This window comes from Mycobacteroides sp. H003 (assembly GCF_001440135.1).
Taxonomy (GTDB): Bacteria; Actinomycetota; Actinomycetes; order Mycobacteriales; family Mycobacteriaceae; genus Mycobacterium; species Mycobacterium gwanakae.
In genome coordinates this window covers 1-14,541 of sequence record NZ_LJYL01000034.1, presented here as the reverse complement: position 1 = coordinate 14,541, position 14,541 = coordinate 1, and the positions used below count along the sequence as shown (strand labels likewise).

The 14,541-nt window shown below is 64.0% G+C and carries 16 protein-coding genes; 10 read left to right on the top strand and 6 right to left on the bottom strand.

Annotated features, from left to right (window positions below; translation table 11 throughout):
* Window positions 1–47: 47 nt before the first annotated feature.
* Entirely contained in the window at window positions 48–839 is a 792-nt protein-coding gene (gene hisN / locus AOT87_RS20175) for a histidinol-phosphatase (protein WP_057966977.1), read from the bottom strand.
* Between the two features lie 23 nt (window positions 840–862).
* On the opposite strand from hisN, the gene AOT87_RS20170 reads away from it, so the two are divergent.
* Window positions 863–1,381 (top strand): hypothetical protein, encoded by a 519-nt coding sequence (locus tag AOT87_RS20170; protein ID WP_109398795.1) that lies wholly within the window; start codon window positions 863–865, stop codon window positions 1,379–1,381.
* On the opposite strand, the gene AOT87_RS20165 is transcribed toward AOT87_RS20170, so the two are convergent.
* The 4 genes from AOT87_RS20165 to AOT87_RS20150 all read right to left on the bottom strand — a co-directional run bounded on the left by AOT87_RS20165 (window position 1,382) and on the right by AOT87_RS20150 (window position 5,868).
* Window positions 1,382–1,858, bottom strand: a complete 477-nt coding sequence (locus AOT87_RS20165) for an SRPBCC family protein (RefSeq protein ID WP_057966976.1) — start codon at window positions 1,856–1,858, stop codon at window positions 1,382–1,384. It lies immediately after the preceding gene.
* Between the two features lie 28 nt (window positions 1,859–1,886).
* A complete protein-coding gene (locus tag AOT87_RS20160; RefSeq protein WP_057966975.1) occupies window positions 1,887–3,236 on the bottom strand; it encodes an FAD-dependent oxidoreductase in 1,350 nt (449 codons plus the stop codon).
* 148 nt (window positions 3,237–3,384) lie between these two features.
* Entirely contained in the window at window positions 3,385–5,124 is a 1,740-nt protein-coding gene (locus AOT87_RS20155) for an acyl-CoA dehydrogenase (RefSeq protein ID WP_030096986.1), read from the bottom strand.
* Between the two features lie 78 nt (window positions 5,125–5,202).
* Window positions 5,203–5,868 carry a hypothetical protein gene (locus tag AOT87_RS20150; protein WP_057966974.1) on the bottom strand — a complete coding sequence of 222 codons (666 nt, stop codon included), beginning with the start codon at window positions 5,866–5,868 and terminating at the stop codon, window positions 5,203–5,205.
* 112 nt (window positions 5,869–5,980) lie between these two features.
* Here AOT87_RS20150 and AOT87_RS20145 point away from each other — a divergent pair, with 112 nt between their 5' ends.
* From AOT87_RS20145 to smpB, 7 genes are read left to right on the top strand one after another with little or no spacing between them, the layout of a single operon-like run.
* Entirely contained in the window at window positions 5,981–6,871 is an 891-nt protein-coding gene (locus AOT87_RS20145) for a helix-turn-helix domain-containing protein (RefSeq protein ID WP_057966989.1), read from the top strand.
* 49 nt (window positions 6,872–6,920) lie between these two features.
* Window positions 6,921–8,024, top strand: coding sequence for a peptide chain release factor 2 (prfB, locus tag AOT87_RS20140; protein WP_030096989.1), 1,104 nt, complete (start codon window positions 6,921–6,923; stop codon window positions 8,022–8,024).
* Window positions 8,017–9,048 carry a mechanosensitive ion channel family protein gene (locus AOT87_RS20135; RefSeq protein ID WP_046254401.1) on the top strand — a complete coding sequence of 344 codons (1,032 nt, stop codon included), beginning with the start codon at window positions 8,017–8,019 and terminating at the stop codon, window positions 9,046–9,048. Before prfB ends, AOT87_RS20135 begins: the two co-directional genes overlap by 8 nt.
* Window positions 9,045–9,509, top strand: a complete 465-nt coding sequence (locus tag AOT87_RS29425) for a hypothetical protein (RefSeq protein ID WP_109398796.1) — start codon at window positions 9,045–9,047, stop codon at window positions 9,507–9,509. Before AOT87_RS20135 ends, AOT87_RS29425 begins: the two co-directional genes overlap by 4 nt.
* A 46-nt stretch (window positions 9,510–9,555) precedes the next feature.
* Window positions 9,556–10,245 (top strand): cell division ATP-binding protein FtsE, encoded by a 690-nt coding sequence (gene ftsE, locus AOT87_RS20125; protein WP_057966973.1) that lies wholly within the window; start codon window positions 9,556–9,558, stop codon window positions 10,243–10,245.
* Between the two features lie 12 nt (window positions 10,246–10,257).
* Window positions 10,258–11,160, top strand: a complete 903-nt coding sequence (gene ftsX / locus AOT87_RS20120; protein WP_057966972.1) for a permease-like cell division protein FtsX — start codon at window positions 10,258–10,260, stop codon at window positions 11,158–11,160.
* A gap of 9 nt (window positions 11,161–11,169) precedes the next feature.
* Window positions 11,170–11,649: an SsrA-binding protein SmpB gene (gene smpB / locus AOT87_RS20115; protein WP_030096994.1), complete on the top strand. Its 480-nt coding sequence runs from the start codon at window positions 11,170–11,172 to the stop codon at window positions 11,647–11,649.
* A gap of 10 nt (window positions 11,650–11,659) precedes the next feature.
* On the opposite strand, the gene AOT87_RS20110 is transcribed toward smpB, so the two are convergent.
* Window positions 11,660–12,124 (bottom strand): DUF2834 domain-containing protein, encoded by a 465-nt coding sequence (locus AOT87_RS20110; protein ID WP_057964390.1) that lies wholly within the window; start codon window positions 12,122–12,124, stop codon window positions 11,660–11,662.
* Window positions 12,125–12,205: 81 nt separating this feature from the next.
* Between AOT87_RS20110 and AOT87_RS20105 the strand changes: the two genes are divergently transcribed.
* Window positions 12,206–12,811 (top strand): TetR/AcrR family transcriptional regulator, encoded by a 606-nt coding sequence (locus AOT87_RS20105; RefSeq protein ID WP_057966971.1) that lies wholly within the window; start codon window positions 12,206–12,208, stop codon window positions 12,809–12,811.
* 52 nt (window positions 12,812–12,863) lie between these two features.
* On the top strand, window positions 12,864–14,426 hold the full coding sequence (locus tag AOT87_RS20100) for an NAD(P)/FAD-dependent oxidoreductase (RefSeq protein ID WP_057966970.1): 1,563 nt from the start codon (window positions 12,864–12,866) through the stop codon (window positions 14,424–14,426).
* Window positions 14,427–14,541: the final 115 nt, after the last annotated feature.

The following is a 14,541-nucleotide window of genomic DNA, read 5'->3' as shown; positions in this document are numbered from 1 at the left end:
GGCTCTGCCGCTCTCAAGCGGCGCTGGGAGTGCGAGAAGCTGGGCCCTTAGGACAGGGCGCGCAGTACTTCCTCGTGCAGCAATGCGTTGCTTGCGACGGCACTACCGCCATGTGGGCCAGGCTCGCCGGCCAGATTCGTGAAGGTGCCGCCGGCCTCGCGCACCAGGATGTCCAGCGCGGCCAGGTCCCACAACGAGACCTCGGGTTCGGCCGCGATGTCGACCGCTCCCTCGGCCACCAGGCAGTACGAGAAGAAGTCGCCGTATCCCCGGACCCGCCACACCGCGTCGGTGAAGTCGATGAATCGATCGCGCGTACCGCGGTCGGCCCAGCCCGACAGGCTGGAGAACGACAGACTGGCAGACGCCAGCTGGTCGACCCCGGAAACATGGATCAGCTCGTCCTCGCCGGAGCCGACCCGGCGGTGCGCGCCGAGCCCGGCGGCCGCCCACCACCGGCGGGACAGCGCCGGGGCACTGATCACTCCGACGACGGGGACGCCGTCTTCAAGCAACGCGATGAGCGTGGCCCAGATGGGGACGCCACGTGCGAAGTTCTTGGTGCCGTCGATGGGATCGATGACCCACTGCCGACCGCTGAAGGCGGCCTCTCCGCCGTATTCCTCGCCCAGCACCGAGTCCGCTGGACGTGATCGATGCAGCAGAGAGCGCAGGACGGACTCCACCGAGGTGTCTGCGTCGGTTACCGGCGTCAGGTCGGGCTTGGTGTCCACCCGAAGATCGAGCGCACCGAACCGCGACGTGGTGATTTCATCGGCAGCATCGGCCAATTCGAGTGCCAGCCGACGATCTTCGCGCAAGGAGACGGTGGGCGTCATGCCTGCAGTCCTACCATGGACGTGTGTGGGAATTCGTGGTGCTACTGCTCATCGGCGGCTCGCTGGCTTTCGTCATCATGCAGATGCGGCGCGGCAGGCAGGCGCAATCCGGTACGAACGCGGCGCAAGGGACGCTGTTGGTGACGGGTGTGAGCCCTCGTCCCGAGGGAGTGACGGGTGAGCAGCTGGTTACGATCACCGGTGCGCTCAATGGTCCGACGGTCGCCGAATACATCACCTATCGGCAGATCGTGCGTGACGTCAACGATTGGCCGCGCATCGGCGATCTGATTCCGGTGCTGTACTCACCGAAGAATCCCGAGCGTTGGGATGTGTTGTTAGCGCCGCCGCCGGGGGCCACCACTGCGCAGCAATACCCGAGCGGCCCGCCATCGATCGAAAACATCGATCAGGTACCCCCTCCACCGCCGCCTGCAACGCCGCCGCCACCTCCGGCAGCTTTCGGGGGTCCGTCGTCAACGGAGGATCCGGCCAAGAAGCATGAACCGCCGCCGCGCTACTACGAGCCTCCGCCGCTGTAGCTACGCGGTCTGCTGCAAGAAGTTCGCCAACGCGGCGAGGCGATTCTCGGTCTCACGCTTGAACATTCGCTCCGCGATGGGCTCGATGATCGCCGGTCTGCAGGTGAAGGTCATGGTGTATGTCGCCAGCGACATATCCTCGCGGTGCTCGGCGGCGAGATCGGTATCGTCGCTCTCGATTGGTTCATGACGGAGCGAGGCGGCCCACTTGCTGAAGAAGGGCGGCGTGGATTCGAGCTTGATGGCCGCCAGATGCGGTGGTTTGAACGTGACGTATCGGGTGCGAAACGAGTAGCCGCCCAGGATCCAGCGCGCGGTACAGACAGCCACCTTGCCGACATCGGCCTTGCCGCCCTCCACCGACGCGCGGCGTAGCAGGGTGTCCCATTCCAGTCGCCGGCCGTAATCGTGGAGCAGGTCGAACGTCCGCTCGCAGCTGGCGGGCATGACCTGTGACACCACGATGTGGACGGTCACGGATGAGCCTCTTGGGCGAAGACCACTGTCATGGCTCGCCGTGTCGTCCGGTTGCGGCGAGCAGATCGGGCACCGTCTCGAGCTTCACCCGGGGGCGGCCCTGTGGCTCGCCGGTTGCGCGCTCATGCGAATCGATGGTCAGCCAATCAGACTGGGACACGATGTGTGGTTCGTGCCCCAAAAGCCATTCCTCCAGGGCTTTGGTATCGGGTGCGGCGCCCAGGTCGGCGGTCGTCAGATCCGCGAGCAGCGTGTCGACCGTCTCCTGTGAGTCGCTCTTGTTGGTTCCGATGACGCCGACCGGGCCGCGTTTGATCCAGCCGACCACATACTCGTTCTCGCGGCCCTCGATGCGTCCCGCGTTGTTGAGGATGACCCCACGCCGGGAATCGAAGGGCAATCCCGGCACCGGAACTCCGCGATACCCGATGGCACGCACCACCAGGTGGGTGGGCAGCGTCTCGCGTTCGCCCGTGTCGCGGGCCGCGACGTACCCGTCTTCATCTACTAATTCGTTGTGGCCCACAGTGATTGATTCGACCTCGGTATCGCCGTGCAGCTCGATGGGGGAGGTGCGAAACCGGAACACCACTCTGCGATGGCCTTCGGTGTGCGGTCGTTCCGAGAACTTGCGCAAGGTGTCGATGTTGGTGCGGGTGGGCTTGGGTGCGGCTGCCAACTGCTCGTCGGTGATGTCGGCCAGGTCGTCAGGGTCCACCACGACGTCGACACCGGGCAGATCGCCCATCTCGCGCAGCTCCAGTGGGGTGAAGGTGGCCTGCAGCGGCCCGCGCCGGCCGATGATCACAACCTCACGGATCGCGTTGTGGTCCAACGAATCCAGGGCGCGATCGGCGATGTCCGTGGTGTGCAGCGACTCCGGATCCATGCCCAGAATGCGTGCGACGTCGAGCGCCACGTTGCCATTGCCGACGACCACTGCGCGTGCGCCCGACAGGTCGACCGACACCTTCTGGTACGTGGGGTTGGCGTTGTACCAACCCACCACGTCGACGGCCGCGATGCAGCCCGGCAGTTGATCGCCCGGGATGCCCAGGGGCTTGTCGGACTGGGCTCCCACCGCGTAGATCACCGCGTCATAGCGCGACGCCAGCTCCTCGGCGGTGATCTGTTCTCCCACTTCGATATTGCCGAAGAACCGGAAGCGCGGGTGCGTTGCCGTCTTCTCGAATACCGCACTGACCGATTTGATCTTGGGGTGATCCGGTGCAACCCCAGACCGGACCAAACCCCAAGGGGTGGGCAGCATTTCGAGCATGTCAACATGCACGTCGAAATCGGGGTGTTTGAGCAGCGATCCGGCGGCAAAGAAGCCCGAGGGCCCCGCACCGACGATGGCGACGTGAACGGCGCGCACCCTCGTCCATCCTTATCTGCCCGCCAGGGGGCAGCGGCTGTCGTCGGCTATGGGCTGGCCGACAGGGGGGCTGGCCGCGGTCCTGTGCGGACGGGTTACCCCACCGATGCTAGCGACGGTTACGAGGGTGCGCGGGTAGACCTGCGGACTAGGCCCGCATTTCGTACACGCCGGACAGCGCCTCGACCCGATTCCAGATCGCGTCGAAGCGTTCGGAATTGAATACCGGTTCTGAAATCACGTCCTTGGCCCACTGCCGTTGGGACGCGGTGGCCTCGCGCTTGCCGATCAGATCGACCGCGTACTGCGAGAAATCCCGGTTGAGGATCTCGAAGATCTGGTCGATGAGCTGCTCGTCGGCACCTCGCAGCTTGGCCTGTTCCAGGATCAGACCGCCGTAGACCACCAGGGTGAACAGCTCGCCGATGCTGAGCTGCAGATCCAGTCCGGCGCTCTTGATGGCGTCCTTCTCCGCGGCCACCAAGGTGGCCAGCGCCTCGGCGCGCTCGGTGAAGGCCGCGACATTCGGGATGCCGGCGTTCTCCGCGAACGGCTTGCGCCAATCGTGGAACTGGACCTTGCCCAGGCCACTGGCCGGGCCCTGGTTGAACAGGAACTCGTCGTCGCGGGCTTCCAGCTGCACTCCGGGAACCGCGAGATCCTGGGAATGGTGCAGGTAGGCGGGCATGAACTTGAGGATCAGAGCCAGGTTGACGGCCACCGTGCCCTCGAGCTTGGGCAGGCCGGCCACGTCGATACGTGCCGCGGTGGTGTAGGTCTCTGCCTCGAATGCCTTGGCCGACATGACATCCCCCAGCAACGCCAGCACCTTCTCGGCCTCGGTGGTGGCCTTCATCTTGGTGACCGGGTTGAACAGCAGGTAGCGCCGGTCCTCGGGGCTGGCGGTGCGGAAGTAATCCACGGCGCGCTCGCTGAACAGCTTCATACCCATCAACCGGGCGTAGGCGTCGACGAACTCGCGGCGCACGTGGTCGAACTTGGTGACCGGGCTGCCGTACAGAATGCGGTTGTGTGCGTGGGTGACCGACTCGTACAGGGCGTGAGTCGACAGGCCGATGCCGCCGAAGCACAAGTTGAACTTGCCGATGTTGACGGTGTTGAGCGCGGCGCTGAAGGCGTCGGCGCCGACGTGCAGGATGTCGTCCTCGCTGACCGGGTACTCGTCGAGTTCGAACTCTGCGACGTACATCTGCGACGGCACGACGTTCTTGATCACCGTGTAGTTGGGGTGCTCGCTGTCGGCGAGGAAGAAGACGTACTGGTCCAGTCCGTCGCGGCCTTCGACCCGGCCGAACACTGACACGATGCGGGCGCAGTTGCCATTGCCGATGTAGTACTTGCGGCCCGATGCCTTGTATCCGCCACCTTCGACCGGAGTGAGCACCAGGTCGGTGGAGTAGATATCGGCGCCGTGGGCCTGCTCGGACAGGCCGAAGGCCGCGACGGCCCCACCGTCGAGCAGGTCGGCAGCGCGCTTGCGCGGGTCGGTGTTGGTGCTCTGCCACACCGGCCCGAGCCCGAGCACGGTCACCTGCCACGGGTACCAGTAGTTCAGGCCGTAGAAGCCGAGGATCTCCGACAGCTTGGCCACCCGGGCGGTGTCCCAGCGCTTGTCGGCGTTCCCGGCGCCGTCGGCGGCCGGGGTGAGGAAGGTTGCGAACAGCTTCTCGCTCGCCGCGAAGTCCAGGAAGTCCTGGTAGAAGACCTTGTCGACATAGTCCTTGAGCAGGCGCGTCTTGCCGCGATTCTCGAACCAGTCGACGGTGGCCTTCAGGAGCCGGCGTGTTTCACCGTCGAATTCGGCGAAGTCGTCCTGGGTGGGGTGAAGCAGCTCGGTCTTGGGGGCGATGTTCGTATCCTGACTCACGGTCAGGAACTTACCAGTGCGTCAGTTTGGATAGGGAGGGACGGGGATTTGAACAGCACGTGCACAACCGTCGGTGGGTCAGTTGGCGTCGCGTGCCGTGCGCCGGTCGGTCTGGTCACGTTGGTGGGTGCAGTGCCGGTGGCGCCGCCGTCCTAGGCGGGCCAATGCCATCAGCGCCAGGTCGTCGGCATCCATCGCGGGCCGGTGTGGCACGTAATCATCAAGTAGGGCCACCTCGACGCCCTGCTTGTCCAGGTCATCGCGAATGCCCGCCGTGAACATCGAATCGGCGCTGCGGGGTTGAGTGTGGTGTGAAACCCTTTGTGTTGCCAGCGATCTCACCATGATGATACCGCCCCGGCTGCGATCGGCGATGCGGTGGCCAAATCGATGGGTGAGGTAGAGCGTGCGCATTCGGTTCAGTACCGGTTCGCCGAAGCGGCTGCTGCCGCTGTCTTCGTCGGTGATGCATACCAGCAGGCCTACGTCGATATCGTCGGTCGCCGCGGCGAGCTCGCCGGTGAAGACGTCGGGCGATGCGGTTCGCACGCTCACGCCCGAGGTCACGGCCAGTGTGTAGGCGTCGGCCCGTCCGCTGTGCGCCGCGAGCACCACGTTGATGCCGTTCGCGGCGATATGGCGCGCGAATGCGGTCGCCGTTTCGGTCTCTCCGGCCGCGATAACGGCCCATGGCCCGTACCGTGATCTTGGTAGCGCGGCCAGCTGCCGCCCGAAGGAGTACATGTCGTTCGAGTCCCCCGGGTAGCTAAGTAGTTGAGTATTGCATTTCTTGTTGAAATTCGATATATCAAATTCGACGGAATAGTAACAGCCGGATAGTCGGATCGGGGTGGAAATGACGAAGTCCGCACCCGCGGTCGTGCGCGCAACCCAGGTTCTCGATTACCTGGCAGCGCGGCCCGTTCAGCCGCTGTCGATGACCGAGATCGCCGAGGCAATAGGCGTCAACCCGGCATCGACGCTCGCGATACTTCAGGCGCTCACCGAGGCCGGATACATCGTTCGCCATCCCCGCCACAAGACGTATTCGATCGGTCCCTCCCTACTGATTACCGGTCATGCCGCCCGGATGCGATTTGAGATCGCCGACGTCGTGGACGCCGAGGTGAAACAACTCGCCACCGCTTTCGGCACGGCATGTACGGGGTCGATGATCGCGGGGGAGGACGTCGCGGTGATCGCGTCGTACGGTCGCTCACCCAGCGGTGGCAGCTACCAGGTGGGGCAACGCATTCGGCTCAGCGCGCCGGCGGGCCTGGTGTTCATGGCGTGGGCGTGCGATGCGGACGTGCGGCAATGGCTGCTTCGCGCTACTCCGGTGATTACCGATGAACTCTGGGACGGGATGCAGGCCATGCTGGCCGGCATTCGTGCGCAGGGATATTTCGCGTCCGTGCACAGCGATCGTGTCGACAAGTTCTACATGCAGTTCGGCGAGGCAGCTCGCCACGGCACCGTTGGCGAGAAGCGCGACATCATTCAGTCGGTGCTCGCTGCTCTGTTGGCCCGCATGGGCGAGCCGATCGACTTCAGTGAGCCACGCCGGATCGGGTTCCTGGGGGCGCCTGTGTTCAACGCCGAGGGAGAGGTTGCCGTGATGCTCAGCGTGCTGGGAACACCCGACAGCCTCACCGAAGCCGAGGTCATCGACGCGGGCAATCGTCTGCGCTACAGCGCCGACCACATCACGTCGGTCACCCACGGCAGGCAGGGCGCCAGCACCTAGACATCGGGTCGGAATATTGCGCTCCGTCAGCCCGGTAGCCTGAACAGTTGTGGATCTGGACTGCCAAGCCGACATCGCTGACCTCGACACGACCCTCACCACGGTGGAGCGGGTGCTCGACGTCGACGGTCTGCGTGCCCGGATCAAGACACTCGAAGAAGCCGCCGCCGACCCCAACCTGTGGGATGACCAGGCGCGCGCCCAGCAGGTGACCAGCCAGCTCTCGCACGCACAAGGTGAGCTGCGTCGTGTGGAAGCACTGCGGCAGCGTCTCGACGATCTGCCGGTGCTCTACGAGCTCGCCGAGGAAGGCGATGACCCCTCGGTGGTGGCAGAGGCCGACGCCGACCGTGCCAAATTGCGCGAGGACATCGAGGCCATGGAGGTCCGGACGCTGTTGTCGGGCGAGTACGACGAACGCGAAGCCGTGGTCACCATCCGGTCCGGTGCCGGCGGTGTGGACGCCGCGGACTGGGCCGAAATGCTGATGCGCATGTACATCCGCTGGGCCGAGGCGCACAAATATCCCGTCGAGGTTTTCGACACCTCCTACGCCGAAGAGGCGGGTATCAAGAGCGCGACCTTCGCAGTGCACGCACCCTTCGCCTACGGCACGCTGTCGGTCGAGCAGGGCACGCACCGGTTGGTGCGAATCAGCCCGTTCGACAACCAGAGCCGGCGGCAGACTTCGTTCGCTGATGTCGAGGTGCTGCCGGTGGTGGAGACGACCGATCACATCGACATTCCCGAAGGCGATCTGCGCGTCGACGTGTACCGATCGAGCGGCCCGGGTGGTCAGTCGGTGAACACCACCGACTCGGCGGTGCGTTTGACTCACATCCCGACGGGGATCGTCGTCACCTGCCAGAACGAGAAGTCGCAGCTGCAGAACAAGGTCGCGGCGATGCGCGTGCTGCAGGCCAGGCTGCTGGAGCGTAAGCGGCAGGAGGAGCGCGCCGAGATGGATGCGCTCAAGGGTGATGGCGGCAGTTCATGGGGCACCCAGATGCGCTCCTACGTGCTGCAGCCGTATCAGATGGTCAAGGACCTCCGTACCGAGTACGAGGTAGGTAATCCCGCGGCGGTACTGGACGGGGACATCGACGGATTCATCGAGGCGGGAATTCGGTGGCGCAATAGGCGCGATGACTAGCGCCACCGAGTTCAACGCGGCGAGCCTTCGCCTTCACGAGCGCTGGAACACCCTGTGGTCCAGCGAGGTTGGTCGCTGGCTACTCGACAGCGGTCTGCAGATCGTCATCGCCGTCCTGGGTGCGATGATCCTCGTGCGCTTCATCAACTGGGGCGCGCACAAGATCACTCGCCGGCTGGACCGTTCGTTTACGCAGAGCGATGCGCTGGTGCGCTCCGAGGCCAGTAAGCATCGCCAGGCACTCGCCTCCGTCGTCTCCTGGATCGTCGTGGTGCTGGTCGTTGTCGTCACCACCGTGCACGTCGTTGGGGTGTTGGGCATTTCGATAGGCGGGCTCGCAGGTCCCGCCGCGGTGCTCGGTGGCGCGCTCGGTTTCGGCGCCCAGCGCGTCGTCCAGGACCTGTTGAGTGGTTTCTTTCTCATCACCGAAAAGCAGTACGGCTTCGGTGATCTGGTGGAGCTCTACGTGCAGGGACAGACCACCGAATCCCGGGGGACCGTCGAGGAGGTCACCCTGCGGGTGACCAAGTTGCGTTCCAGTGAGGGCGAGGTCATCACCATTCCGAATGGGTTGATCGTCAAGGCGGTCAACTTGTCGAAGGACTGGGCCCGCGCGGTCGTCGATATCCCGGTGCCCACGAGTGTGGACCTGGCCCGGGTCAACGATGTGTTGTACGACGTCTGCCAGCAGGCGCTGGTGGACCGTGATCTGTCGCAGCTGCTGCTCGACGCCCCGTCGCTGATGGGTGTGGAGAGCATCGAGGTGGACCGGGTCAACGTGCGCATGGTGGCGCGGTCGCTGCCCGGTAAGCAGTTCGAGGTGGGCCGGCGGCTGCGCGCCAAGGTCATCGCGGCGCTGGCCAAGGCCGGAGTGGCGTTGGTGGGAGACAGCCGCCCGGTGGTGCGCACCATGTCGTCCTCGAGCTCCGGAGAGCTCAAACGTGACACCAAGCGCGAGGAGGGCCGCGACGAGGGCGTTGACACCAAACCCCAACCGATCGTGAAGGACGAGGATCTCAAATGAGTGAACCTCGCCAGGAACCGCTCTGGGAGAAGCTTCTGTCCTCGGCGGCCAAGATTCGGGCAAAGGTCAGGATCCGCACCTCGACCGCCATGCTCATTCTTGCGTTCGTCGCGGCGAGCTGGCTCTACGAGATCAACAAGCCCGAGCCGGCGCCTCCGCAGCCGCCGCCGGGATACACCTGGGTGCCCAAGCCCAGCGTCACGACGACCACGCCGCGACCGGTACCTAGCACCACGAGGCGTCCGACGACCACTACGGCGCCCACCACGACCACGACGACGGAGCCCACGAACACCATCGTCACGACATTTCCGACGCTGACACCCAGCGGAACGCCGCCGACACCCCCGACGACAACCCCACCTCCGCCACCCGGATGGTTGCCCCCCTGGCTGGTCCCGCCGCAGCTTCCGCCGCCGCCGGGTGCACCTCCCGCGACGCCTCCAAGCCCCGCGCCGTAGTGCGCCCTCACGGTCATCACGGGTTTCCCGGCTAGACTGGCGTGCCGTGATCAGCCTCGAAAAGGTAACCAAGCTCTACAAATCGTCAGCTCGGCCCGCATTGGACAACGTGAGCCTCGAGATCGACAAGGGTGAGTTTGTGTTCCTCATCGGACCTTCGGGTTCGGGCAAGTCGACATTCATGCGGCTGCTGCTGGGCGAGGAGCTGCCCACCAAGGGCGACATCCAGGTTTCCAAGTTCCACGTCAACAAGCTGCGCGGCCGCGAAATCCCGCACCTTCGGCAGACGATTGGCTGTGTTTTCCAGGACTTCCGGCTGTTACAGCAGAAGACGGTCTACGAGAACGTGGCCTTCGCGCTTGAGGTGATCGGCAAGCAGACCGACATCATCAACCGCATCGTGCCCGAGGTACTGGAGATGGTGAACCTGACCGGTAAGGCCAGCCGGCTGCCCTCGGAGTTGTCCGGTGGCGAACAGCAGCGTGTCGGTATCGCGCGCGCGTTCGTCAACCGTCCGCTGGTGCTGCTGGCTGATGAGCCGACCGGAAACCTGGACCCCGAGACCAGTGAGGACATCATGGCGCTGTTGGAGCGGATCAACCGCACCGGCACCACCGTGTTGATGGCGACACATGACCATCACATCGTCGACTCGATGCGCCAGCGCGTCATCGAGTTGGAGCTCGGCAAGCTGATCCGCGACGAGCAGCGCGGTGTCTACGGGGTAGATAGGTAAGTGGAATAGAACATGCGATTTGGATTCCTGTTCAACGAGGTCCTCACCGGCCTGCGTCGCAATGTGACCATGACGGTGGCGATGATCATCACCACCGCGATCGCGATCGGATTGTTCGGTGGTGGTCTGCTGGTGATATCGCTGGCCAAGAACTCTAAGGCCATCTACCTGGACCGCGTGGAGACGCAGATCTTCCTCACCGAGGACCTGTCGGCCAGCGACCCCGACTGCAGCAGCGATATCTGCAAGGGTCTGCGCGATGAGATCGAGAAGCGTTCCGATATCAAGTCGGTGCGCTTCGTGAATCGCGAGGACGCGTACGCGGACGCGGAGAAGCGGCTGCCGCAGTTCCGGGACCTGATGAAGGACGTGAGCAAGGATGCGTTCCCGGCCTCGTTCATCGTCAAGCTCAAGAACCCGGAGACGCACGCAGATTTCGACGAGTCTTTCGTCGGCAAGCCCGGTGTGAAGGGTGTGCTCAACCAGAAAGATCTGATCGACCGCTTGTTCGCGGTGCTGAACAGCCTGCGTGACGCGGCGTTCATGATCGCGTTGGTCCAGGCTGTCGGTGCGGTTCTGTTGATCGCCAACATGGTTCAGGTCGCCGCATACACCCGGCGCACCGAGGTGGGCATCATGCGTCTGGTGGGTGCCACCCGTTGGTACACGCAACTGCCGTTCCTGTTGGAGGCGGTGATCGCGGCGCTTGCCGGTGTCGCGCTGGCGGTGATCGGTCTGATCGTGGCGCGGGTGACCATCCTCAACGGCGCGTTGGAACAGTTCATTCAGGCCAACCTGATTGCCCCGATCACCTATGGAGATGTGTTCCTCGCGTCGATTCAGATGGCGGCGCTGGGCATTCTGCTGGCCGGAGTGACCGCCTATGTGACCTTGCGTCTGTACGTGCGTAGATAGGTCCTGGCGATGAGTAAGAAACCGACCGACGGGCGCCAGATCATCGCGTCCAATCGCAAGGCGCGGCACAACTATTCGATCCTCGACGTCTACGAGGCCGGGGTGCAGCTGGTGGGCACCGAGGTCAAGACCCTTCGCGAGGGCAAGGCCTCTCTGGTAGACGCCTTCGCCACCATCGATGACGGCGAGGTCTGGCTGCGCGCGTTGCATATCCCGCAGTACGACCACGGAACCTGGACCAACCACGCACCGCTGCGGAACCGGAAGCTGTTGCTGCACAGAGCGCAGATTGATCAGCTGGTCGGCAAGGTTCGCGATGGCAACCTGACACTGGTGCCGTTGTCGCTGTACTTCCTGGACGGCAAGGTCAAGGTGGAGCTGGCGTTGGCGCGCGGTAAGCAGGCGCACGACAAGCGTCAGGATCTGGCCAAGCGGGACGCCACCCGCGAGATCACACGCGAATTGGGGCGGCGCGCCAAAGGCATGTAACCCGAACGGGTTACGCGGCCACCGCCAAGGCCTTCTCGTGTCTGCGCTGGCGCTCGACGGTTACCAGGTAAAAGGCCCATGCGAACGCAAAACTTGTGAAGAGGCTCGAGACGAAGTAAAGCCATGGGCGCCGGATGCCGCGGCGGTACCCGTCGATGATCGTCATCAGCGGTAGCAGAATGACATTGCCGATCGTGTAGTCCTGGCTGGCCGAGCCCGCCGCGGGATTGACGAACATCAGCTTGATGTAGTCGATCCACCCGGTGATGGGGTTGGACACGTGGTACTCGGCGACGTACCGGATGTTGAAGTACCAGCCCAGTGCGATCGAGGCAATGCCGACGGCGTAGTACACGATTTCGAGCAGCGATAACGCGGGACCCGTTGCGGTTCGGGCGAATATCGGTCGATTCGAGGCGACGATGAGCGCGATGACGGCGATTCCGAGGATCGCGTGCACGATGAGCGACACCATGTCCGGAGCCTGACAGCGCTCTGAAGTTTTGTCAATAGTGACATAACTTGCCTTGATTGATCCTTGCGGTACCTTTCGAGCATGGTCAGACCGGCCCAGACCGTCCGCAGTGAGCGGACCCGTGCTGCCCTTCGGCAGGCGGCGATCGTGCGCTTTCTCGGTCAGGGCGTGGAGGACACCTCGGTCGAGCAGATCGCCGCGGATGCCGGAGTCTCGTTACGTACCTTCTATCGTCACTTCGAGTCCAAGCATGACCTGCTCTTCCCGGATTATGACCTCGGTTTGGAATGGTTTCGCAGCGCGCTGGACGCCAGGATTCCCGGCGAGCCCATCCTCGAATCGGTGGAGTCGGCGATCTTCAGTGCGCCCTATGACGTCGACGCGGTGATCAAGATCGCGACGCTGCGTAACCAGGAGCTCGACCGCGCGCGCATCGTGCGGCATATCCGGCAGGTTGAGGCCGAGTTCGCCGAGGCGATCGAGGAGCATCTCGTTCGCGACGGTGACGGCGACACCAATCCTGATGTGCGCCTGCGTAATACCGTGACGGCGCGCAGCATTGCGGCGGCAGTCTTCGGCGCCATGGACGCGTGGATGCTGGGCGAGAATCGCTCGCCCGAGGAGCTTGCGCGGCTCAGTCGTACCGCGCTGGACTTCCTGAAGGCGGGAATCGGCGACGCTTCCTGAAACTAAGTTTTGTCACTATTGACAAAACTTTGGCGCCATGTCAGCGTGAGGCATGGCGGACTTCGAGGCGATCGTGATCGGCGCGGGGCACAACGGACTCACCGCAGCGGCGAAGCTGCAACAGTCGGGACTGCACACCCTGTGCCTCGACGCGAAGTTGTACGCCGGCGGTATGGCGTCGACGGTGGAGCTGTTCGACGGCTACCGATTCGAGATCGCCGGATCCGTCCAGTTTCCGACATCTGCCGTCTTGAGTCGCGATCTCGGGCTGGACACGCTGCCGACCGTCGACCTCGATGTTGTGTCCGTGGCGCTCAGGGGGATTGGCGACGAGCCGCTTGTCTACTACAGCGATCCGATGAAGCTGTTGACCCATCTCAACGAGGTACACGGAGCCGAGGCGGTCAACGGCATGGCGGGGATCATGGCGTGGAGCCAGGCGCCCACGAGGGCGTTGGGGCGATTTGAGGTGGGGCAGCCGCCGAAAACATTCGATGAGATGTACGCCTGTGCGACAAACGAATTCGAGAGGGCAAGCATCAACGACATGCTTTTCGGATCGGTCACCGATGTGCTGGACCGCTACTTTCCTGATAAAGAAAAACATGGCGTGCTGCGCGGAATGCTGGCGTTTTTGGCGCTCAACATGACCTACCGCGGTCCGGAAACCCCCGGTAGCGCTGCCGCGCTGGCCTTCGGGTTGGCGATGCCGGATGCGACCGCCTTGCAGATGAAGAAGCTCCGAGGCGGTATCGGTGCGCTGACGTCGCATCTGCATGAGCTCTTGATTCGGCATGGCGGTGAAGTGCGGCTGCGCAGCAAGGTGACTCAAATCCTGACATCCGACGGCCGGGTGAGCGGCGTCGGTTTGGAAGATGGCTCGACAATCACCGCACCCGTCGTTATTTCGTGCGTCGCACCGGATATCACCATGGTCGAGATGTTGGACTCATCGGTTGTTCCACCCGATCAGCGGGACCGATTCGCGCGGGTCGATCACCGCGGCAGCTACCTGCAGATGCACTTCGCTCTCGACGCGCTGCCGGAGTTCGCGGCGCCGTACCAGGACCTGAACGATCCGGAGATGCAATCGACGGTCGGGATGTACAGCACGCCCGAGGAGTTGCAGGCGCAGTGGGAAGACTGTCGCCGGGGTGTGGTGCCCGCCGATCCCGCGGTGGTGTTCCAGATTCCGTCCCTGCATGACCCGCAGCTGGCGCCCGAGGGTAAGCACGCGGCCTCGGCGTTCGCCTTGTGGTTCCCCGTGGAGACGGGGCATGCCCGGTATGGCGAGATGAAGGTAGAGATGGGGGAGCGGGTGATGGACAAGATCTCCCGGCTGGCACCGGATTTCAAGGACACGGTGCTGCGGCACACCACATTCACGCCCCGCCACATGGGCACCATGTTCGGGGCGCCGGGCGGCGACTACTGCTTCGGGCTGGTGCACGCGGACCAGATCGGCGTCAACAGACCGGGGCCACGCGGATACCGGGGCGATCCCTTACCCGTCGAAGGCCTGTATCTCGGGAGTGCGGGATGTCATGGAGGACCGGCGATTTCCTTCATTCCCGGATACAACGCCGCGCTGGAAGTGTTAGCAGACGCGCGCTAGAGCGCTCCTGCGCCCCGACCCCCTTCGCGCCGCCCCGCCGCCCCCTTCGCGTCGCCCCCTCGCGTCGACCCCTTCGCGTCGACCCCCCTCGCGTCGAGACCAAGGTTGTGGCGAA